Below are 22,835 nucleotides of genomic sequence, written 5' to 3' on the forward strand. Positions count from 1 at the left end.
GGTGTAGATAGGATTGTGAGATATTAGATGTTAAAAATCTATTCACCTATTTTTTTTAGACTAAAATTCATTGTCTTTTTTAATAATCTCTGCTAACAATTTTTTTGCACGTAAAAGTTTAACTTTCACATTATTCATAGGCTCTTTTAAATGTTCTGAAATTTCTTTGTAGCTTAATTCTTGAAAATATCTTAAGTTGATGACTTCCTGGTAATGAGGTTTTAATTTTTTGATGTCTCTAAGTAGTTTTGCCAGATTTTGTTCTGTAATAATTTTGTCTTCTGGAGTAGGTGACTCATCAATAATTGAAAAGTAGTCATTATTATCATCAGAATTTGAGTGACTAGTAATGCTCGATTTTTGTTTTCTAACTAAATCAATATGAATATTCTTTGATATGGTAACCAGCCATGTAGAAAACTCATAATTGTCATTATAAGTGTCTATTTTGTCAAATGCTTTTGAGAAGGTTTGAATGGTGATGTCTTCTGCATCATTTTCATTCTCAGTACGTTTTAATTGAAACCCATAAACTGTATTCCAAAACTTGTCTAGCAGGAAATTAAAAGCGATTTGATCATTTTGTTTTGCTTTTTCTATCGCGTTTTTTACTTCCAATGGTTTGGTTTTGATGAGAGATTTTTTATAAATATAAAGAATTGAATAATAATTAAAAATAATTCTAAGATTGGAGTGAAAATGATCAAGCTTTTTTCGTCAAGTTTTGCAGATATGGAATAAAGTGTTGTGTATTGAATGATAAATCGTAACAATACCAATCCCAAAACTAATTGCCACTGATATAAGTAAATTAATAGAAGGATAGCCAAAACCCAAAATAGTAATTGAGAACAATAGAATAAAGAGAGTAAGACTTTATGTTTTAGTTTATAGTGAGAAGCAGTGCTCACATGTCTTCTTTTTTGTAGAAACCAAGATTTAAATGTTTTCTTCGGAATAGACTCTGTAAAACTACCTTTTGAAATACAAATTGCTGTGTTTTTTGGCGTTGCCATTTGATTTACGAATAAATCATCGTCACCAGATTTGATTTTCATATGACTCATGAAACCATTTGCTTCAAAAAAAAGTTCTTTTTTGTAGGCTAAATTTCTACCTACAGCCATATATGGTAATCCAATAGTTGTATATGAAAAATACTGCACTGCAGTCATAAAGGTTTCAAACCTAATAAGTAGATTGAGGAAAGATCCTTTGATTTTTTGATAAGGTCCATAACCTATAATAAGTGCTTTTTCTGTGTCAAACCTCGCACTCATTTCGCTTATCCAATGTTTAGTCATTGGTTTGCAATCTGCATCTGTGAATAATAAGGTATTATATTTTGCAGCTTTAATACCTAATGTAAGCGCATATTTTTTGTTACCCCAAAATTTTTCTACAGGCTGGACATTAACAATTTTTATGTTTTCATAGTCTTTTTTGAAAGCTTCCATGACTTTCAAAGTTTTGTCAGAAGAGTTGTCGTTTATTAAAACAATTTCAAAATTTGGATAAGACTGAGATACTATAAAAGGTAAGTTTGTTCTTAAATTTTCTGCTTCATTTTTTGCACATATGATGACAGAAACAGGTGGATTGGAATTAGAAACTTTTTTTTGTTTTATTGCAGCAAATTTTCCGAAGATAAAGCCATAGAAAATAACTTGTACGAAAACAACTGCAATAAAAAAATAGAAGAGTACCTCAAAAATGAACATTAACTATTACGAGTGTTGAGGTTCGTCACAGTTTTCAAATTGGTCTGGAGATTTTCCGCAGAAACCACAAGCTTCACCTTCTTGATTAAGCATAGGGTTTTGGCTAGCACAAGTGCCAGCAAATTTACCGTCTTTTTTAGCCCAAATTTTAATAGCAATTCCTGCCACACCTAAACCTAAAAGAAGTAATGTAATTAATAAGAGTTTCATCTGTGTTTAATTATTTGTGCAAAGATAAATATTTTGAATGTTATTAAGTAGTTTATTTAGTGAGTAATTGATAGCTTAAATATTGAATGTGACTTTTAAAGTTGTTTAAGGGTCTTATGGGTAATGAATTAAATTATTAACTAATTAATATTATTTATTATGAAAAAATTATTAGCAGAGTTCTTCGGAACATTTTGGCTTGTATTTGGAGGTTGTGGTAGTGCTGTTTTTGCTGCTGCTTTTCCAGAATTAGGAATTGGATTTGCAGGTGTTGCATTAGCATTTGGTTTAACAGTATTAACAATGGCATTTGCTGTTGGGCATATTTCAGGTGGTCACTTTAATCCAGCTGTTTCATTAGGATTATGGGCAGCAGGAAAGTTTCCTGCAAAAGATTTGATTGGTTATATTATAGTTCAAGTTGTTGGTGCTTGTGTAGCTGCAGGAGCATTATATTTGATTTTATCTGGAAAATCTGGTTTTGTTGATATTGGAGGTTTTGCTTCTAATGGTTATGGTGAGTTATCTCCAGGTGGTTATAGTATGACATCTGTTTTAGTAGCAGAGTTTTTATTAACTATGTTTTTCTTGTTAATTATTTTAGGAAGTACTAATGTTAGAGCACCTAAAGGGTTTGCTCCAATTGCTATTGGTCTTGGTTTAACATTAATACATTTAATTAGTATTCCAATTTCTAATACATCTGTTAATCCTGCTCGTTCAACTAGTCAAGCTCTTTTTGCTGGTGGAGAATTTACTGCGCAGTTATGGTTGTTTTGGTTAGCTCCAATTGCAGGTGCTATTGTAGCAGGACTTATCCATAAAGCATTTTTTGATAAAGAATAAATTATAATATTTTACACACAAAAAAAAGCCACTTTTGATCATTCAAAAGTGGCTTTTTTTTAAATAATTATTGTTAATTATTTTTAGTTTTTAATTCTATCTCAGCTACAGCTTCATCATCACTAGCATTTGCTTCACTGTTTTTCTTAGATACAATTCTTAGACTTAAACCAAGCGCATTTTCCATATATGGTAGATTTTGCATCTTCTTATCTGAAGGGTCTAATATACCTAGACTAACAAACTTATCTTCAATTTGAGCATAAACCTCAACAAACTCACCTTTTTCTAAATGAGGTAAAGACACCACATCAATCATAGATGTTTTTTCTACTGCATTAATGTAAGCAACAGTTTTTAAGTTTTTTGCACGTGCATTTCCTCTTAAAACATATTTCTCAGTTTCAGGATTGTTAAGTTTCAAGAACTGACGCATCACATCATCAAGTTTTTGATTATTAACATCAATATCACTTCTTAAGTCAAAAATTTCATCTACAACAACTTGATTTTCTTTAAGTAATTCTTGATTTTGCTCATACATCATATATGAAGTGCCAGCAAAAAGTAGCGCTACGATACTTGCAGCAATACTGTACCAAGGTGTTTTACGATGAGAAGTCTCCATTTTAATTACAGGAGTTTCGTCTTCCTTAATTTCATTTAGTATGTTATCTAAGATGAATTTAGGAGCTTCTACCGCATCAGCTTTAGCTAGTGTTTCAAGATGGCTTTGTAATCTTAAATACTCGCTTTCCACTTCTGGATAGGTTTCAATGTAATGTTCTACTTTCAGACTTTCTGAAGCAGAAGTTTCATCTAGTATATACTTGTCAAGTAAACCAGATTGAAAAAAGGTATGTAATTTTTTTTCCATTTTTAATTTGTTTCTGGATTGTAAACCTTTTTAAGTTCTCGCAATCCAATTTTTAATCTAGACTTAATAGTACCTAACGGAATGTCTAGTTCTTCACTAGCTTCTTGTTGGGTCATCCCTTCAAAAAACAATGCTTTTAAAACTATTTGATACTTATCATCTAAACGCGCAACATGGTCTTTTAAATCTAATACATCTTGATTTAAATTGACTGTTGGTAAGATATATACGTTTGATTTATCGATTTGGACTTCTTTTTCAAATCTATTATTAAAACTCCTTAATTTATCAATTGCAGTGTTTTTTGCAATCCGGTATAGCCAGGTGAATAATTTTGCTTTTTTAGAATCATATTTTTTGGCGTTTTTCCAAACTTTGACAAATGTTTCTTGAAGTGCATCTTGAGCTATTTCCTCATTTATTGTCACTTTTAGAATAACACCATAGAGACTGTCTGAATAATTTTCATAAAGAAGATTAAGTGCTTTTTTATCACCTTTTGCAAGTAATTCTACTATTTGTTGTTCTAAAGGAGTGCTCAAAAAATTAGAATTTAAAATATATTAAAAAAATGAATTTTAAAACGTCCAAAATTAAATTTCAATCGTATATAATTATAAGACAGTAAAATTAGTGAAATAATACTAAAACAAAATTTAATCCATTATCATATAATTTCTATGGAATAGAAAGTTTTTCTTCATATAAGAAAATTGATTAATAGCATTTTCAAGATTATTCTATAGTAAATATTAGCCTCATTAAATTGAGGCTTTTTTTATATAATATTAACTTCAGCTTCAATATGAATTCCAAAAATTCTAGCTACAGTATCTTGAATTAGTTTTGAAAGTTCTAAAATTTCCTTTCCAGTTGCTCCTCCATAATTAACTAGTACTAAAGCCTGTTTTTTATGAACACCATAGTTTCCAAATGTTTTTCCTTTAAAGCCAGCTTGTTCAATAAGCCAACCTGCTGGAACTTTTATTTCGGTTTCAGAAACTATATAATTAGGTGCATCAGGAAAATTCTCTTGGAATTTTAAGAACTCTTCTTTTGAAATCACTGGGTTTTTAAAAAAACTACCAGAGTTTCCAATCTCTTTTGGGTTTGGTAGTTTGCTTTCACGAATTGCAATAACTGCTTTAGAAACATCTTGAATTGTAGGTTGATCTATATTCATGTTTTCTAATTCCGAAGTTATGATTCCGTAGTTAGTATGCAAATGGTGTTTACCAATACTCAAATTAAAAACAACGCTTAGAATAATATATTTTCCTTTAGCATGTTGTTTGAAAATTGAGTTTCTATAATCAAATTTACATGCTTCGTTTGTAAAGGTTTCAATCTCTAAAGTTTCTAAATTAAGAGCATCGCAAGAGTGAAAAGTATCTTTTAATTCAACACCATAAGCTCCTATATTTTGAATAGGACTCGTGCCAACATTACCAGGAATAAGGGATAGGTTTTCTAAACCACCAAAATCTTTTTCTAAGGTCCATAATACAAATTCATGCCAATTTTCACCAGCTTGAGATTCGATTAATACTTCAGTTTTGGTTTGCGATATTATTTTTTTTCCTTTGAGATTTAAATGTATAACTAATGCGTCTATATCTTTAGTGAGTAACATATTGCTTCCTCCTCCTAATATAAATTTCTGCGGAAATTCTTCCGAAGAAAAAATTGTTTTTAAATCTTCAACCGAGTCGACCGATACAAAGTGTTTCGCTTTTGCATCAATCCCGAAAGTGTTGTAGGATTTTAAAGATATGTCGTGTTGAATCTGCACTAGTCTTTATATACTTTTAAGGCTTCTTTTAAAATGTTTACAGCCTTTTTTAAACTGTCTGTATTTAAAACGTAAGCAATTCTAATTTGGTTTAAACCAACACCAGGAGTGCTATAAAAACCAGCTGCAGGAGCAACCATAACGGTTTCGCCATCAACGTCAAATGATTCTAATAACCATTGTGCGAAGGCGTCACTGTTTTTAATTGGTAACTGAGCAATGCAATAAAAAGCTCCTTTAGGGTTTGCAACTTGCACACCGTCAATTTTGTTTAACTCTTCTATTAATACGTTACGTCGTTCAACATACTCTTCAATAACATCATCAAAATAACTTTGTGGTGTTTGTAATGCTGCTTCACTCGCAATTTGTGCTAATGTTGGCGGACTCAATCGCGCTTGTGCAAATTTCAAAACGGTTTTAATAAGATCTTTATTTTTAGATACTAAACAACCAATTCTTGCACCACACATGCTGTATCGTTTTGATACAGAGTCAATAACGATAGCATAATCGTCTAGCCCTTCTTCTTGTAGAATAGAGTAATGCGTTGCGCCATCATAAGCGAACTCTCTATACACTTCATCTGCAATTAAAAACAAATCATGTTTTTTTACGATATTGGCTAATTTTTTTATTTCTTCTTTGGAATATAGGTAACCCGTAGGATTGCCCGGATTACAAATAAGGATCGCTTTTGTTTTTGGTGTAATTAGTTTTTCAAATTCTTCAATTGGAGGTAATGCGAAATTATCTTCAATTTTAGATATTACCGGAACGACTTTAACTCCAGATGATGTAGAAAATCCGTTGTAATTTGCATAGAATGGTTCTGGTATGATAACTTCATCACCTACATCCATAACACTTCCAAAGGCAAATAAAAGCGCTTCACTACCACCTGTAGTAACAATAATATCATCATGTTTTACATGAATATCGTTTTTTGCATAATAATCTGCAATTTTAGTACGGTAGCCTTCAGAACCTTCTGATCGTGTGTAAGCCAAAATATCTAATGAATGTACTCTTACAGCATCTAATGCTACTTGAGGTGTTTTGATATCTGGTTGACCTATATTTAAATGATAAACCGTTTTGCCTTGTTTGTAAGCATTCTCTGCATAAGGAACTAGTTTACGAATAGGAGATTCTGGCATTGATAATCCCTTCTTAGAAATTTTTGGCATGTTCGTGAGTTTAAGATTGTAAAGTTCTGAAAATAATCTTAAATTTTATTTAAAATCAAGGTAAAAAACAAACTATAAAATAAAGATTTGTAACTTGTTGTTCACACTTATGGTTTTTAATAGAAAAATAGACGCATTTACTTTACTCTTATTATTTAGTGTTATGTTTTCATTTGGGCAAGGTAACTTTGAGTTACCAGGAAAACAGCAAGATAAAATTAGATTTGAACTTATTAATAATCTTATTGTAATACCAGTAGAAATAAATGGTGTTAAACTATCTTTTTTGTTAGACACAGGTGTTAGTAAGCCTATTTTATTTAATATCACTAATACAGACTCTCTTCAAATGAACAATGTAGAGACCATATTTTTACGTGGATTGGGAGCTGGAGAAACAGTTAAAGCTCTTAAATCAAAAAATAATTTTTTAAAAATTGGTAATGCAATAAATATTAATCAAGAAATTTATGTTGTATTTGACCAAGAAATTAATTTTACACCCAAATTAGGTATTCCTGTTCATGGTATCATTGGTTATAATCTTTTTAAGGACTTTATTGTTGAGATTAATTATAGATCTAAAGTCATTAAGTTAAATAGGAGAGAAGATTATACCTATAAAACTTGTAAAAAATGCGAAACATTTACGCTCTCATTCCATAATGATAAACCTTATATTGATGGCGAAGTAATCTTGGGAGAAGATACTTTACTAGTAAAGTTATTGATAGATACAGGAAGTAGTGATGCTTTGTGGTTATTTGAAGATGATAGTCATGGTATTACTGCTGTAAACAATAATTATTTTCATGATTTTTTAGGTAGAGGATTAAGTGGTAATGTACATGGTAAGCGTTCTAAAATTAGTGCTTTTAAGCTTAAGAATTTCACATTAAATAATGTAAATGCAGCTTTTCCAGACTCCTCAGCAATTAAGCATGCAAAAAGAATAGAAAATAGGAATGGAAGTTTATCTGGCGAAATTTTAAGACGTTTCAATGTTATATTTGATTATGAAAACGCAAAAATGACGCTTAAGAAAAATGCTAATTTTAAAGACAAATTTCGTTACAATAGAAGTGGTATTGTTTTAGAGCAACATGGTTTTAGAATGGTTAAAGAGTCGGTGAATAAGAAAAGTGTAGATAATTATGGTAGATCAAACGATGATAATATCACGATATCTAATGTAGAAACTTATCGTATGGGTTTAAAACCGGCTTATACTATTATTGAAGTTAGAGAAAATTCACCAGCAGAAAAAGCGGGTTTACTTAAAGAGGATATAGTTGTTTCTATCAATGGTAAGAAAGCGCATGAGCTTAAATTACAAGAAGTGATACACTACTTTAGAGGTAAAGTTGGTAAAATGGTTAGGCTAAAAATAGAACGAGGTGGACAAATAATAAATGTAGAATTTAGATTAGAAGATGTATTCAAAAAAAAAGAACTCCCAAATTAGAGAGTTCTTTTTAATATTATTTTAGGTAAGGATTTTATTGCTCCATTACACTTTTATTAGTTTTTTCTAAAACGTTAGTTTTACTTGAGTCAACAATCAAACCTTTTATTTTTAATGCTACAGTAGGAGTATCTGCATTAGAAGATACTGTGATAGTCTTTCTAATTGGATTTACTCTTTTCGTATCATACTTCACTTTGATTTCACCAGATTGACCTGGCATAATTGGTTCTTTTGGCCAATTAGGAACAGTGCAACCACAAGTGGATTTTGCATTAGAAATAATAAGTGGTGCATTACCTGTATTTGTAAATTCAAATATTCTTAGTCCATCTGCACCTTTTTCTATTGTTCCGTAATCTATTACGTCTGTTTTAAATTCTATTTTTGCTACTTTCTCTTGAGCCATTGCTCCAAAGCTAATAAAAGCTACACATAAAATTGCTACTAATTTTTTCATCATTTTAATTTTAAAATTGATACTATCAAAGCTACTTACTTTTTGTCATTCTGCAAAATAAATTAGTTGTATGACCTTTTAATTAACATTAATTAGGTTTTTAGTCATCATTATTTCTCGTATTCATTTCGCTAAAAAGGAAATATAAGTACTTTTGTAAGTTATAAAGCAAAAACAATACCAAAGCATGGAAATTCCATCAAAATATTTAGCAAAAGCAGTAGAGAACAAGTGGTACGACTACTGGATGTCTCATAATTATTTTCATTCTACACCAGATGAGAGAGAACCGTACACCATTGTAATTCCGCCACCAAACGTGACAGGAGTCTTACATATGGGACACATGTTGAATAATACGATTCAAGATGTACTCATTCGTCGTGCGCGTTTACAAGGAAAAAACGCATGTTGGGTTCCTGGGACAGATCATGCATCTATTGCTACAGAAGCTAAAGTAGTAGCAAAACTAAAAGCTCAAGGTATTGATAAAAATGACTTGACTCGCGAAGAATTCCTGGAGCATGCCTGGGAATGGACTGAAGAATATGGAGGTGTCATTTTAGAACAATTAAAAAAATTAGGTTGCTCATGTGATTGGGATCGTACTAAATTTACGATGGATGATGATATGAGTGAAGCTGTAATCAAAGTCTTTGTTGATTTACATAACAAAGGTTTGATTTACAGAGGATATCGTATGATTAATTGGGATCCTGAGGCTAAGACAACCTTATCTGATGAAGAGGTGATTCATGTAGAAAAACAAGGATTGCTCTACTACTTAGAATATAAAATAGAAGGTAGTGATGAGAAATTAACGATTGCTACAACGCGTCCTGAAACTATTTTTGGAGATACTGCAATTTGTATCAATCCAACCGATGAGCGTTTTACACATTTAAAAGGTAAAAAAGCAATTGTTCCTATCTGCGGAAGGGTTATTCCTATCATAGAAGATGAATATGTTGATTTAGAGTTTGGGACAGGTTGCCTAAAAGTAACACCTGCACATGATGAAAATGATAAGGTTTTAGGAGATAAGCATCAATTAGAAGTTATTGATATTTTTAATGATGATGCGACTTTGAATAGCTTCGGAATGCACTTTGAAGGACAAGATCGTTTTGTCGCAAGAAAAGCGGTAACGAAAGAGCTTGAAGCTTCTGGTGTTTTGGTAAAAACTGAAAATCATGTTAATAAAGTAGGAACATCAGAACGTACAAAAGCAGTTATAGAGCCTCGATTAAGTGACCAATGGTTCCTTAAAATGGAGGATTTAGCAAAGCCTGCTATTGATGCAGTTCTAAAAACTGGTGAAGTAAAGCTGTTTCCGAAGAAATTTGAAAACACTTATAGACATTGGATGGAGAATATTCGCGATTGGAATATCTCACGTCAATTACTTTGGGGACAACAAATTCCTGCCTATTTCTATGGTGACGGAAAAGAAGATTATGTTGTTGCCGAAAATATTGAGGAAGCACTTAAGCTTGCAAGAGTAGCAGCTAATAACGAAAAGCTGACAATTGAAAACTTAAAACAAGATACAGATGCGCTAGACACATGGTTTAGTTCATGGTTGTGGCCAATGAGTGTTTTTGACGGAATTAGAAATCCTGAAAATGAAGAAATTAAATACTATTATCCAACAAATGATCTAGTAACAGGTCCAGATATTTTATTCTTCTGGGTAGCGAGAATGATTGTTGCAGGTTATGAATATAGAGGAGAAAGACCTTTTGAAAATGTCTATCTCACAGGTTTAGTAAGAGATAAGCAAAGACGAAAAATGTCTAAGTCTTTAGGGAACTCACCAGACGCATTAAAACTTATTGAGCAATATTCTGCCGATGGAGTTCGTGTAGGGTTATTATTAAGTTCTGCAGCAGGTAATGATTTGATGTTTGACGAAGCACTTTGTCAACAAGGAAAAGGCTTTTCTAATAAAATATGGAATGCATTTAACCTTACTAATCTTTGGGAAATTGACGAAACTATAGAACAACCTAATTCTAGTAAAATAGCTTTAGAATGGTATGAAGCTAAATTTCAAAAAGTACTTGTAGAAATAGAAGATCACTTTAGTAAATATAGGCTTAGCGACGCATTGATGTCTATTTATAAATTAATCTATGATGATTTTTGTGGTTGGATGTTAGAAATGGTGAAACCTGCATATCAACAACCAATTGATGTTGTAACGTATAATAAAGTGATGTCTATTTTTGAGGAAAATCTTAAAATAATTCATCCTTTCATGCCTTTCTTAACCGAAGAAATTTGGCAATCTATAAAAGAGCGCTCTCCAGAAGAAGCTTTAATTATAGCAAAATGGCCTGAAGCTAAACCAATAAATGAGACATTAATTTCAGAATTTGATTTTGCTTCGGAAGTGATTACAGGAATACGTAACATTAGAACTCAAAAGAACATTGCTTTTAAGGATGCGATAGGATTTTCTGTAGTAAATAATGAAAATGCTGCTACGACTTTTGATGAAGTGATATCTAAACTAGGTAATTTAGAAAGCTTTGAATATGTAACAGAACCTGTTGAAGGTGCTTTGACATATCGCGTGAAATCTAACGAGTACTTCATCCCAATGGAAGGAAGTATTGATGTAGAGGCAGAGATTGCAAAATTAACCGAAGAGTTAAACTATACTGAAGGTTTCTTGAAATCTGTTCAAAAGAAACTCTCAAATGAGCGTTTCGTTGCAGGAGCACCAGAACAAGTTGTTGCATCAGAAAAGAAAAAGGAAGCAGATGCTTTAGCTAAGATTGAGACTATTAAAAGTAGTTTGGCGAGTTTGAAGTAACTGATTTAAAATTATTAAAAGTTCAACCTACAAGGTTTTTAAAACCTTGTAGGTTTTTTTATGTTCAATTACCACTCATTAATTTTATTACTATCTAATTTCACAAAGATAAATAGTAAGATTGTGAAGCCCCAGAGTCCAGAACCTCCATAACTAAAAAAGGGGAGAGGTATTCCAACAGTTGGGATTAATCCCATTACCATTCCTGTATTTATCGTAAAATGTATAAATAAAATGGAAGCGACACCATAACCATAAACCCGACTAAATTGTGATTTTTGATCTTCAGCAAGAAAAAGGACTCTTATAATTAATGCCATAAATAGGATGACAACAAAAGTGCTACCTAAAAAACCCCATTCTTCTCCAACTGTACTAAAAATATAATCTGTATGTTGCTCTGGTACAAATTTACCAGTGGTTCTTGTGCCTTGAAGAAATCCTTTACCAGTCAATCCTCCAGAGCTAATCGCTTGCTCAGATTGGATGAGGTTATAGGCTTCTTCTTTTTTCATTCGTTCTAGTTTTACTGGGTCTTTTTCCAAGCGTAACCAAAGGCTGATTCTGTTTTGTTGATGCGGTTTTAAAACATGATCATAAAACATGCGTACACCAGCAGAGAAAGAAGCGCAAACCAATAATATTACCACATATTGAATAATAGATGCGCGTTTTTTTCTTCGGAAAAAGTAAATCCCCAAAATTATTAAAGCTGCAACTAAAGCTGTAATTAGTATTCCGAATTTTAAGGCAAGAACAGCTAAAACTATAGCAGATATAGCAATCGCTAAATATATTTGCTGAAGTCCCTCACGATAAAACACAAAGAAAAAGGATGCGTAAACAATAGTACTTCCTGCATCATTTTGAAGTAAGATCAATATGGCAGGTAAAATGATAATACCAACCGCTTTCAATTGGTCTTTTATGGTATTCATGTCTGTTTGTAAATCGCTCATGTATTTAGCGACAGCCAAAGCAGTAGCAAATTTGGCAAACTCACTAGGTTGTATAGTCATGCTTCCAATTCCGTACCAAGAACGTGCACCATTGACATCCTTTCCGAAGATAAACAAACCAACAAGCGCCAACATGGCGACGACGTAAATCACACTAGCAAACCGTTCATAAAATTTAGCTTCTACTGATAGAATTAGTATGATGAGAACAAATGTAAGTCCCATAAAAACAGCATGTTTTCCATACAATTGGCTCATGTCAAAATAACTTCCTATTTCGCCTTCATGAGATGCAGACATAATATTGAGCCACCCAAAACCAACAAGTAGTAAGAACAACACAATAGTAATCCAGTCAAAACTATAACCTCTATGATGCTCTCTATTATGCATGTTTATAATTTAGGTTTGTTGACATTTATATTAATAGAGTTGTCAAGATTATCATCTTTTGGTTCTTGTACTTTGTCTACAATTTGTAGCGTGCTTTCTCCATTAATTTTAAAAGGTTCTCCAGAATATGGTTTGGCATATTCGTTTTCTAAACTATGCGTGAGAATCCAGTTTTCTAAGTCTGTTCTAGTAATATCTTTATTAATATACTTCTCAATCATTAAACTAGCCATACGTCCAGCAAATCTGCTTCCCCAATATCCATTTTCTACAAATACTGCTATTGCAATTTTCGGATTATCTTTTGGAGCAAAAGCCACAAAAATAGAATGATCTGTTAGTTGTGTTTTTACACTGTCAATTTTTATAAAGTTTTCAGCTGTTCCCGTTTTTCCGCAGATCTCAATTCCAGGAATACGAAGGGAAGCAGCAGTACCTTTGTTATATACATCAAACATACCTTGAACTACGGGTTCAAAATGTCGTTTATCTATAGTTGTTTGTCTTTTTGTTGTAAATTTATTTGGGATGGTGTCACCTTCAATCTCTTTTATGATATGAGGAGTGTAATAGTAACCGCGATTTCCAATGGCAGCAACCATATTAGCAAGCTGGATTGGAGTTGCTTCAACTTCTCCTTGGCCAATGGCATTAGAAACTATATATGTTGAGCCCCAACGATTGTCACCATAAGCTCTGTCATAATAGTTGCCATCTGGAATTCTACCTTTTTGACCAACAGGTAAATCGTAACCTAAAAAATCTCCTAAACCGAAGCTCTTTGCATGATCAGCCCAAATATTCATGCCTTCTCCTGCGTCTTGGTATTTATCAATTGTTTTACGATAGGCAGTTACAAAATAAGCATTACAAGATTGGGCAATCCCAGCATTCATATCTACAGGACTTTTGTGATGGTGACAGCCAGTAAGTTTTCTGCTTCCATAATAATAACCTCCTCTGCATGTTACTTTTTCTGAAGGTTCCATAACGCCTTCTTGTAAGGCAATAAGTGCGTTGATAACTTTAAAAGGTGATCCAGGAGGATATTGTGCTTGTAATCCTCGATCCCATGTTGGTCTTGAAATAGTATCTAAGTATAATCTTGAAAAATTCTTATTACGTTCTCTACCAACTAATAAATTTGGATTATAACTAGGTCCAGTTACAAGTGCTAAAATTTCTCCATTACTAGGATCTATGGCGACAATACCTCCACGTTTATTAGTCATTAAAAGTTCACCGTATTTTTGAAGCTCAGAGTCTATAGTGATTTTAATGTCTTTTCCTGGTTGAGGTAAGGTATCATAAGTGCCATTTTTATATGGACCAATGTTTTTATTGAATCTATCTTTTTGAATAAACTTAATACCTTTTTTTCCTCTAAGTACATCTTCATAAGAGAGTTCTATACCTTGTTTACCAATGAGGTCACCTAATACATAGTAAGGTTGCTTTTCAATAATTCGTCGGTTAACTTCTCCTAAATCACCTAAAACATTTGCTCCAATAGAGGTTTGATAGTCTCGTAATGATCTTTTCTGAATATAGAAACCATCAAATTTTCGCATTTTTTCTTGAAGTACTGCATAATCTTTTTTAGATAATTGTGGTACAAATGGTGATGGTAATCGTGGTGAGTAATTTTTAGCTCTATTGTATTTCTTTATGAAATCTTCTTTTGTGATTTTTAATAGTTTGCAAAACTCTAAAGTATCTAAAGGCTCAACTTCTCTGGGAATAATCATAACATCGTAAGATGGCTGATTAGCTACTAATAATTTCCCGTTTCTATCATATACGTAGCCACGTTTTGGGTAGTCAAACTCTTTTCTAATAGCAGTGTCATCGTACAAACTATACGTTTCTTTATTGTAGACTTGTAAATAAAATAAACGAGAAATAAATATGAGCCCTACGATAATGACCGTTAATAAAAGTAAAATTTTTCTCATCGTTGTTTAGTACTGAAAAGTATAGAAATTAGTGCACACAGTATAATAGTGAAAATACTAGAAAATAACGTCTTTTGTAATACTAAAATTATGTTAGAAATGTTAAAAATTTCTAATGTAAACATAATGAGATGATGGATGAAAACTAAGATGGAAAAATAGATAAGTCTATTACCAAATTCTGTATTGTTAAATTTAATGGTTTGGTGCTCGTAAACCATCCCAAAAGCAAATTTTAAAACAGGTGGTCTTATAAATGCAATAGTAACGCAAGCTGCAGCATGAACTCCTCCAGAATTAGAAAATAAATCCACAAATAATCCCAACATAAAACTTAAAAAGATAAAGAGTGTACGGTTATTATTTATTGGAAATAATAAAATAAACAAGATATAAGGATATGGATTAATCGTGCCCATAAAGTTGATGTTACTAAACACAAGTACTTGTGCTAGTATTAATACAACGAATCTAATGATGCTATTTAAATTAACGCTATTCATCAATTGGGTTTTCTAAAAGCTTAATTTCTTCTGTATCTAAATTCTCTATAATATAGACATGAGAAAGATTTGTCATATCATTAAATAACTTTACTTGTATCGTGTAAGTGTCACCACTTATGTCTAAAGCGAATGAATTAATGGTGCCTATTAATATGCCTTTTGGGAATATTGTTGATTGGCCTCCAGTGATAATCGTATCGCCTTCCTTAACAGGAGCAAATTTTGAAATGTCTGTCAATTGAACTGTTGTTGCAGGCGATTTGCCATCCCATTTTAGTGACCCAATATGATTAGATGATTTTAATTGTGCGTTTATTCTACTTTTAGTATTTAAAATAGATAACACTCTAGAATAACTATTAGATGTGTTATCAATAATTCCAACAATACCATTAGAAGTAATAACACCTAAATCCTCTTTAATGGCATCATTTTCTCCTTTGTTTAAAGTCAAGTAGTTTTTAGTTGAGGCGTAATTATTGTTGATGATTTTTGCAGATTGAATTTTATAACGACCATTGTAAGTCACACTATCTATTGATGAACTTGCTATTGTAATAGTATCGCTAGAATTTAAAATTTGAGAACGCAATCTGTTATTTTCTTCAATAAGAATATCGTTTTGTTCATTCAAATCAAAATAATCTGAAATACCACTCGCACTTTCATAAATACCACCAGTTAAAAAATTGGCAGAGTTTATAAACTTGCTTTTATGATAAGAATGTGATTGTATTGTTAATCCCAAAGAAATGACAAACAGCAAGAGAAACAAAAGGAACGTCTTGTTTCTAATGACAAAGTTTATGATTTGTTGCATGCTAGGTTGTTAATCTGGGTTATTTAATCAATACGCTTTTGAATTTTGCTAGATTTTTTAGTGCGATTCCTGTACCACGAACAACTGCTCTTAAAGGGTCTTCTGCAATATAAACTGGTAAATCTGTTTTTTGAGATAAACGTTTATCTAAACCTCTTAACATAGATCCACCACCTGCTAAATAGATTCCAGTATTATAGATATCTGCAGCGAGTTCTGGAGGTGTTTGAGATAAAGTTTCCATTACAGAATCCTCAATTCTTAAAATAGATTTGTCTAATGCTTTTGCAATTTCACGATAAGAAATCTGAACTTGTTTAGGTTTACCAGTTAATAAATCACGTCCTTGAACGCTCATTTCTTCTGGTGGCATATCTAAATCTTCGGTAGCAGCACCAATTTGAATTTTTATCTTTTCCGCAGTACGATCACCAACATACAAGTTGTGTTGCGTACGCATGTAATAAATAATGTCATTTGTAAAAACGTCTCCTGCAACTTTAACAGATTTGTCACAAACAATTCCGCCAAGAGCAATCACTGCAATTTCTGTTGTACCACCTCCAATATCAACAATCATGTTTCCTTTTGGTTGCATAATGTCAATACCAATACCAATAGCAGCTGCCATTGGCTCATGTATTAGATATACTTCTTTACCATTGACACGCTCACAAGATTCTTTTACAGCTCGCATTTCTACTTCTGTAATCCCTGAAGGAATACAAACAACCATTCGCAATGCAGGCGTAAATAATTTCTTTTTTAATGCAGGAATATTCTTGATAAACATACTTATCATTTGCTCAGAAGCATCAAAATCTGCAATTACACCATCTTTCAAAGGTCTAATTGTTTTAATGTTTTCGTGAGTTTTACCTTGCATCATGTTGGCTTCTTTACCAACTGCAATTATTTTTCCAGAAATTCTATCTCTTGCAACTATGGATGGACTATCAACAACAACTTTGTCGTTATGGATAATTAGTGTATTTGCGGTTCCTAAATCTATGGCTATTTCTTCGGTTAAGAAATCAAAAAATCCCATGTGTTATTCTAATATTATGAGGGTGTTATTTTATTCAGTTTTTGACGTGTTGTAAAAGTAGTAAAACTTACTAAATATTTACGGTTTATTTTTACTTCAATTTATATGAATGTTAAGCGGTTAACTTTTTATAGTTAAACGTTTACTTTTTGGTTTTGGATGTTAACGATAGATTAAAAGAATAAAATTTATGAAACCTCCTTTTTCTTCGGAAATTTTAAGACTCACAAAAAAGCTTTTAAATAAGAGCATTTTTTTTTACTTCGGAAGAACAGAAATTAAAAATTCACGTCTAACCATGATAGTTTCATGGTTAGACGTAAAGTGTTGTTAGTTATTTTGAGAAGAGATTCTCGCTTTAGTGGGAATCTTAATGCTTAAAATGACGTGTTCCAGTCATGACCATCGCAACATTATGTTCATTACAATAGTCAATCGTTAATTGATCTTTAATTGAGCCTCCTGGTTGTATTACAGCAGTGATTCCTGCATGATCAGCAATCTCTACACAATCTGGAAAAGGGAAAAATGCATCACTTGCCATTACAGCACCTTTTAAATCAAAATTAAAAGATTGTGCTTTATGGATGGCTTGGTTAAGAGCGTCAACACGACTTGTTTGTCCTGTACCACTTGCACATAATTGTTTGTTTTTTACTAAAACAATTGTATTAGATTTGGTGTGTTTGCAAATTTTAGAAGCAAATATTAAATCATCTAACTCATTTTGAGTTGGCTTTGTGTTCGTTGCTTGTTTTAAGTCTTCTAGGCGATCTGTTTTGTTGTTTCTATCTTGAACTAAAACTCCGTTAAGACAAGTTCTTACAGTTGTTTCTGCAAATTCTGTGTCTTTTAAAATTAAAAGAATTCTATTTTTCTTTCCTTTTAAAATTTCTAATGCTTCTTCAGAAAAAGATGGTGCTATAACCACTTCACAAAATAAGGTGTGAATCTTTTCGGCAGTAGCTTTGTCAATTTCTGTATTAGCGATTAAAACACCTCCAAAAGCAGATACCGGATCACCAGCTAATGCATCTACATAAGCTTGGTGTATATTGTCACGTTGTGCAAAACCACAAGCATTATTGTGTTTTAGAATAGCAAAAGCAGGCTCTTCTCCTTTAAATTCGTTCATTAAATTTACAGCTGCATCAACGTCAAGAAGGTTGTTGTAACTAAGTTCTTTTCCGTGGAGCTTCGTGAATAAATCATCGAAATTTCCGAAGAAAAAACCACGTTGATGAGGATTTTCTCCATAACGTAATACTTGACCTTTAGTTTCACTAATTTTAAGTGACGCAATACTATGATCTGCATTGAAATAATTAAAAATTGCAGAGTCATAATGAGAAGAGACATTAAAAGCTTTGGCAGCAAATTGTTTTCTGTCATCTTCAGAAGTCTCACCATTTTTCAATTTCAGAAGTTCTAAAAACTCAGAATAATCATCAACAGACGATACGCAAATCACATCTGCATAATTTTTTGCAGCAGCGCGAATAAGAGAAATACCTCCAATATCAATTTTTTCAATAATATCTTGATTCGAAGCTCCAGAAGCTACTGTTTTTTCAAAAGGATATAAATCTACTATAACGACATCTATTTGTGGAATATCGAAATCAATCATTTCGGCAACATCGCCATCATGATTTTGACGGTTTAAAATACCTCCAAAAACTTTTGGGTGTAATGTTTTTACGCGTCCGCCAAGAATTGAAGGGTAGGATGTTACGTCCTCAACAGGAACGACGTTTATGCCTAAGTCTTTGATGAATTTTTCTGTACCACCTGTAGAATAAATGGTCACATTTTGTTCGTCTAATTGTTTTACGATTGGTGCTAATCCGTCTTTACTAAAAACTGAAATTAAGGCAGATTTAATTGTTTTGTTGTTGCTCATTTTAAAGTTGTTGTCGTTGTGTTGTGAATTTTTGTTGTTTTGTAAAAATTAAAGCCCAAAAATACATAATATCAAAGGCTTATTTGGGTTGAAAATGCAGTTTGTTTCAATTTTTTGTAACAATAAATTGTTGAAAACGTCCTATCTTTATATTTCCAGAACCAAACTGGAACATCAAACCAATTTTATGCTTGTTTATCTTAGGTTATTTAAAGAGAGTTTTTCGTTTGCTATCAACGCATTGCGTAATAATAAGCTGCGTACATTTTTGTCGCTTTTGGGAATTACCATTGGTATTTTTTCCATCATTGCGGTTTTGGCAGCTGTAGATTCTTTAGATAAAAGTATTAAAGATCAATTGAGTGGTCTAGATAAAAATACAATGTATTTAACGAAGTATTCTTTTGGACCTACAGAAGTGCCTCGTTGGCAACGTGAGAGTTTCCCGCAGGCTGAGTATGCTGATTATGAGTTTATAGAACGAAATGTGCCAGATATTGAAGCTATTGCTTATGTGATTTTCGGTGGTAATGAAAACATAAAGTATGAAGGTAATACAGTTTCTGGAGTTAATATTACACCAGTTTCTAATGGTATTTACGATATTGAAAATCTTAAACTTTCCGACGGTAGATTTTATAACGAATCTGAATCCAACTCAGGATCAAACGTCATGGTTATTGGTAGTGGTACAGCTGAGAATCTCTTCGGAAATATAAATCCAATTGGAAAAACCGTTAGAGCCTACGGTAGAAAAATGACTGTTATTGGAGTACTCAAAAAAATGGGTAATGGCTTAGGTGATTCTCCTGATGAGAAAGCCTTTGTGCCAGCAAATTTTGTAAGACGTTTTCAAAATGGTGGGTCAGATGGTTTACCAGGAGCAGTTATTATTAAACCTAAAAAAAGTGTTGATATGGGAGCGTTTGAAGCGGTCCTAAAACAAAAATATAGAGCTTATAGAGGACTTAAAGCTGATGAGCCTGATAATTTCTTTGTAAATAAGTTATCTGGTCTAACCGATTTTGTTGATGGCATTATTGGCTTTCTAAATGGAGCAGGTTGGGTGATAAGTGGTTTTTCTTTACTAGTTGGAGGATTTGGGATTGCTAATATCATGTTTGTTAGTGTGCGAGAAAGAACGAACCTTATTGGGATTCAAAAATCATTAGGTGCTAAGAATAAGTTTATTTTGCTTCAGTTTTTATTTGAAGCAGTAATTCTTTCTGTGTTGGGAGGGTTGATTGGTATTATTATGGTCTGGTTGATTTCTTTAGCAGCAAATGCTGCATTAGATTTTGAGTTCGTGCTGTCATTCTTCAATATCTTTCTTGGTTTTGGACTTTCAACATTAATCGGTTTGATTTCTGGAATAATACCAGCAATTTCAGCATCTCGATTAGATCCAGTTGAGGCTATAAGGACTGGTATGTAAATTAGTTTACAGATGCAGTCTCAGTTTTCAGTGCTTAAAAATGATCTTTAAGTGATAAATAAAAATTTTAAGAAAAGATTTTGGACATTTTTTAAGTGGGTCACTCTATTCTTACTAATTGCTTTTCTACTAACAATTTTCATGAGCGAGACTACTTATGGAATGAATAGAACTATAGGTTGGTCTTGGACATTTAGAAATCCTCAATTTTGGTTTGGTGTAATTATTTTTTTTATAGTGCTATTCATTATAATTACTATTGTCACAGTAGTAATTATGAAATTAACACAACTGATTAAGAAATTATTTTCGACCGAGTAAACTTTGGGCAATTACGCCTTTGTGTGAATATTATATTTAGATAATAGTAGAAACCAATTCACATACAAATTCTAAAAATCGTTCATCTTCCGAAGAAAAAGGGTTAAGAGTACTGGAGTCTATATCAATTTGACCTACATTTTCTCCATTTACAAAAATAGGAATCACAATTTCTGCTTTTACAGTAATGCTACAAGCAATATAGTTGTCTTGCTCTTCAACGTCTGGTACGACGAAATTTTTATTTGAAAGCGCTACTTGTCCGCAAATTCCTTTTCCGAAGGGGATAATAATATGATCTGTAGGTTCTCCAACATAAGGTCCTAGTTTTAACTCATTTTTGTCTCCATTTTTAAAATAGAAACCTACCCAATTATAGTAATCTACATGGTTTTCAAGAAGTTCGCATATTAATAATAAACGTTGGTTAACCGTTTTGGTAGTATCTGCTACTAGGTTTTTAACCTGAGGTTTTAGGGATTCAAAAATCATAGCTGTAAAAATTTTGGTAAAAGTATTTAAAAAGTGCTATTTCTAGATTCATTTTGTATAATTTTAACTGAAAGTAATTTATTGTTTTATTTGAAAGCACTTCTACATAAATATAAATCTGTCGTAAAGTTTATATTAACCTTTCTAACGGTTTATATTGTACTCACTATCTGTTATAAATTGTATTTAGACGTTTCTGATGGTTCTAAATATTATCCAGATTACTTAACGAATCTTGTTGCAAAGCAAAGTGAATCTCTAATCAATACTTTTGGCTATAATGCTGAGATTGCTCCGCATCCAGATGAACCTTCAATGAAAATGTTGGTCAATTCAAAATTTGTAGCAACAATAGTAGAGGGTTGCAATTCAATAAGTGTGATTATTTTATTCATATCGTTTGTAATAGCTTTTGCAGGAAAATTCAAAGCGACTTTTATTTATATATTGACTGGAAGTGTCCTTATATATATTGTGAATCTCATACGAATAGCCATTTTATCTATAGGCTTGTATAATTATCCTTGGAGGCAGGATATTTTTCATAAGGTTATTTTTCCAATGATAATCTATGGTATGGTTTTCTTGCTTTGGATGTTTTGGGTGAATCGGTTTTCAAAAAAGAAAAAGCAACATGCGTAATCCAATCACTTATATATTGCTTTTGGTTTTGTTTGGATTATTGGTTTTAATTCGTGTTTTTGAAAACGAATTATTTTACGATCCATACTTGTCATTCTTTAAAAATGACTACCTAAGTATGGACTCTCCAAGACGGGAAATATTAAAATTGTCATTATTTACAACATTACGATTTGTGTTAAACTCAGCGATTTCATTAGGGATTATTTTTATATTCTTTAGAGATAAGTCAATTCTCAAGTTTTCATTAATGGTTTACATAATCGCTTATGTTATTTTGATGTTATTCTTTTTGTATTTCGTCACATCTCCAAGGCAAGAGGATTACTATTTGTTTTTTAACTTTAGAAGATTTTTGATTCAACCAATTTTATTATTGCTACTAGTTCCAGCATTTTTTTATCATAAACTTAAAACTTAAACTGTTAATCAAACTGTAATTTTATAAGGGTTAATTTCTTTTTTTTTAACTTTGTAATTAATTATGAAGCAAGTATTCCATAAAATAATGTCTTTTGCAATGGCTTTTGTAGTGTTATTCTCTACAATGTCGTTCACTATGAATATGCATTATTGTGGAGATACTTTAGTAGAAACTGCGGTTTTTAAGAAAGCTAAAGGTTGTGGTATGGAAATGCAAACACCTTCAACCGAAGGTTGTTCTATAATCAAAAAAAACTGCTGTAATGACGAACAATCAGTTGTTGATGGTCAAAACGAATTACAACTACAAGTCGATCAAATTTCTTTTGAGCAGCAAGTATTTATAGCTTCATTTGTCTATACTTATATTAACCTTTTTGAAGGTTTAGATAATAATGTGTCTTCTTACGAAGCATATGAACCACCACTCGTCACAACGCAAATCTTTAAGTTAGACGAGACCTATTTAATCTGATTTTTAAAACAAAAGACTCTATTATCCAGTGATTTATATCATTAGGATGGTTTTCTGTATTCGGTGTTTTCTTAACACCAA

The 22,835-nt window shown here is 32.0% G+C and carries 22 protein-coding genes; 7 read left to right on the forward strand and 15 right to left on the reverse strand.

Going from position 1 to position 22,835, the window contains the following annotated elements; genetic code table 11:
- Nucleotides 1-60: 60 nt before the first annotated feature.
- The 3 genes from IM744_RS15090 to IM744_RS15100 are packed head-to-tail and all read right to left on the reverse strand — an operon-like array spanning nt 61 to nt 1,931.
- A complete protein-coding gene (locus tag IM744_RS15090; RefSeq protein WP_194508986.1) occupies nt 61-618 on the reverse strand; it encodes an RNA polymerase sigma factor in 558 nt (185 codons plus the stop codon).
- A complete protein-coding gene (locus IM744_RS15095) occupies nt 609-1,721 on the reverse strand; it encodes a glycosyltransferase (RefSeq protein WP_194508987.1) in 1,113 nt (370 codons plus the stop codon). Before IM744_RS15095 ends, IM744_RS15090 begins: the two co-directional genes overlap by 10 nt.
- A 6-nt stretch (nt 1,722-1,727) precedes the next feature.
- A complete protein-coding gene (locus IM744_RS15100; protein ID WP_194508988.1) occupies nt 1,728-1,931 on the reverse strand; it encodes a membrane or secreted protein in 204 nt (67 codons plus the stop codon).
- A gap of 159 nt (nt 1,932-2,090) precedes the next feature.
- On the opposite strand from IM744_RS15100, the gene aqpZ reads away from it, so the two are divergent.
- Nucleotides 2,091-2,777 (forward strand): aquaporin Z, encoded by a 687-nt coding sequence (aqpZ, locus tag IM744_RS15105; RefSeq protein WP_194508989.1) that lies wholly within the window; start codon nt 2,091-2,093, stop codon nt 2,775-2,777.
- A 73-nt stretch (nt 2,778-2,850) separates the two neighbouring features.
- Here aqpZ and IM744_RS15110 read toward each other — a convergent pair whose 3' ends face one another.
- The 4 genes from IM744_RS15110 to IM744_RS15125 form a co-directional block, all read right to left on the reverse strand.
- Nucleotides 2,851-3,654, reverse strand: a complete 804-nt coding sequence (locus IM744_RS15110; RefSeq protein WP_194508990.1) for an RNA polymerase subunit sigma-70 — start codon at nt 3,652-3,654, stop codon at nt 2,851-2,853.
- Nucleotides 3,655-3,656: 2 nt separating this feature from the next.
- Nucleotides 3,657-4,196: an RNA polymerase sigma factor gene (locus IM744_RS15115; RefSeq protein ID WP_194508991.1), complete on the reverse strand. Its 540-nt coding sequence runs from the start codon at nt 4,194-4,196 to the stop codon at nt 3,657-3,659.
- A gap of 236 nt (nt 4,197-4,432) precedes the next feature.
- Complete coding sequence (gene murB, locus IM744_RS15120) at nt 4,433-5,446, reverse strand: UDP-N-acetylmuramate dehydrogenase (RefSeq protein WP_194508992.1); 1,014 nt, start codon at nt 5,444-5,446, stop codon at nt 4,433-4,435.
- Nucleotides 5,446-6,636 (reverse strand): pyridoxal phosphate-dependent aminotransferase, encoded by a 1,191-nt coding sequence (locus IM744_RS15125; RefSeq protein ID WP_194508993.1) that lies wholly within the window; start codon nt 6,634-6,636, stop codon nt 5,446-5,448. Before IM744_RS15125 ends, murB begins: the two co-directional genes overlap by 1 nt.
- Before the next feature lie 109 nt (nt 6,637-6,745).
- Here IM744_RS15125 and IM744_RS15130 point away from each other — a divergent pair, with 109 nt between their 5' ends.
- Complete coding sequence (locus IM744_RS15130; RefSeq protein WP_241738346.1) at nt 6,746-8,101, forward strand: aspartyl protease family protein; 1,356 nt, start codon at nt 6,746-6,748, stop codon at nt 8,099-8,101.
- 34 nt (nt 8,102-8,135) lie between these two features.
- Here IM744_RS15130 and IM744_RS15135 read toward each other — a convergent pair whose 3' ends face one another.
- Complete coding sequence (locus IM744_RS15135) at nt 8,136-8,561, reverse strand: DUF1573 domain-containing protein (RefSeq protein ID WP_194508994.1); 426 nt, start codon at nt 8,559-8,561, stop codon at nt 8,136-8,138.
- A 187-nt stretch (nt 8,562-8,748) separates the two neighbouring features.
- Here IM744_RS15135 and IM744_RS15140 point away from each other — a divergent pair, with 187 nt between their 5' ends.
- Complete coding sequence (locus IM744_RS15140) at nt 8,749-11,382, forward strand: valine--tRNA ligase (protein WP_194508995.1); 2,634 nt, start codon at nt 8,749-8,751, stop codon at nt 11,380-11,382.
- A gap of 68 nt (nt 11,383-11,450) precedes the next feature.
- On the opposite strand, the gene rodA is transcribed toward IM744_RS15140, so the two are convergent.
- The 6 genes from rodA to purH all read right to left on the reverse strand — a co-directional run bounded on the left by rodA (nt 11,451) and on the right by purH (nt 18,966).
- On the reverse strand, nt 11,451-12,734 hold the full coding sequence (rodA, locus tag IM744_RS15145) for a rod shape-determining protein RodA (RefSeq protein WP_194508996.1): 1,284 nt from the start codon (nt 12,732-12,734) through the stop codon (nt 11,451-11,453).
- Nucleotides 12,735-12,736: 2 nt separating this feature from the next.
- Entirely contained in the window at nt 12,737-14,689 is a 1,953-nt protein-coding gene (gene mrdA / locus IM744_RS15150) for a penicillin-binding protein 2 (RefSeq protein WP_194508997.1), read from the reverse strand.
- Nucleotides 14,686-15,192, reverse strand: coding sequence for a rod shape-determining protein MreD (locus IM744_RS15155; protein ID WP_194508998.1), 507 nt, complete (start codon nt 15,190-15,192; stop codon nt 14,686-14,688). The genes mrdA and IM744_RS15155 overlap by 4 nt, the downstream gene beginning before the upstream one ends.
- The gene (mreC, locus tag IM744_RS15160; protein WP_194508999.1) at nt 15,185-16,015 is read right to left on the reverse strand and encodes a rod shape-determining protein MreC; all 831 of its coding nucleotides are present in this window, start codon (nt 16,013-16,015) and stop codon (nt 15,185-15,187) included. Before mreC ends, IM744_RS15155 begins: the two co-directional genes overlap by 8 nt.
- Nucleotides 16,016-16,034: 19 nt before the next feature.
- Nucleotides 16,035-17,063 carry a rod shape-determining protein gene (locus IM744_RS15165; protein ID WP_194509000.1) on the reverse strand — a complete coding sequence of 343 codons (1,029 nt, stop codon included), beginning with the start codon at nt 17,061-17,063 and terminating at the stop codon, nt 16,035-16,037.
- 370 nt (nt 17,064-17,433) lie between these two features.
- The gene (gene purH, locus IM744_RS15170; RefSeq protein ID WP_194509001.1) at nt 17,434-18,966 is read right to left on the reverse strand and encodes a bifunctional phosphoribosylaminoimidazolecarboxamide formyltransferase/IMP cyclohydrolase; all 1,533 of its coding nucleotides are present in this window, start codon (nt 18,964-18,966) and stop codon (nt 17,434-17,436) included.
- 187 nt (nt 18,967-19,153) lie between these two features.
- On the opposite strand from purH, the gene IM744_RS15175 reads away from it, so the two are divergent.
- A complete protein-coding gene (locus tag IM744_RS15175) occupies nt 19,154-20,401 on the forward strand; it encodes an ABC transporter permease (RefSeq protein ID WP_194509002.1) in 1,248 nt (415 codons plus the stop codon).
- A gap of 357 nt (nt 20,402-20,758) precedes the next feature.
- Here IM744_RS15175 and IM744_RS15180 read toward each other — a convergent pair whose 3' ends face one another.
- Entirely contained in the window at nt 20,759-21,214 is a 456-nt protein-coding gene (locus tag IM744_RS15180) for a GAF domain-containing protein (protein WP_194509003.1), read from the reverse strand.
- A gap of 90 nt (nt 21,215-21,304) precedes the next feature.
- Between IM744_RS15180 and xrtF the strand changes: the two genes are divergently transcribed.
- The 3 genes from xrtF (at nt 21,305) to IM744_RS15195 (ending at nt 22,754) form a co-directional block, all read left to right on the forward strand.
- Complete coding sequence (gene xrtF, locus IM744_RS15185; protein WP_194509004.1) at nt 21,305-21,856, forward strand: exosortase family protein XrtF; 552 nt, start codon at nt 21,305-21,307, stop codon at nt 21,854-21,856.
- On the forward strand, nt 21,849-22,277 hold the full coding sequence (locus tag IM744_RS15190; protein ID WP_194509005.1) for an exosortase F system-associated membrane protein: 429 nt from the start codon (nt 21,849-21,851) through the stop codon (nt 22,275-22,277). Before xrtF ends, IM744_RS15190 begins: the two co-directional genes overlap by 8 nt.
- Nucleotides 22,278-22,340: 63 nt before the next feature.
- The gene (locus tag IM744_RS15195; protein WP_241738347.1) at nt 22,341-22,754 is read left to right on the forward strand and encodes an HYC_CC_PP family protein; all 414 of its coding nucleotides are present in this window, start codon (nt 22,341-22,343) and stop codon (nt 22,752-22,754) included.
- The last annotated feature ends 81 nt before the right edge of the window (nt 22,755-22,835 follow it).

The sequence above is a fragment of the Psychroserpens luteus genome (genome assembly GCF_015319355.1).
Taxonomy (GTDB): Bacteria; Bacteroidota; Bacteroidia; order Flavobacteriales; family Flavobacteriaceae; genus Psychroserpens; species Psychroserpens luteus.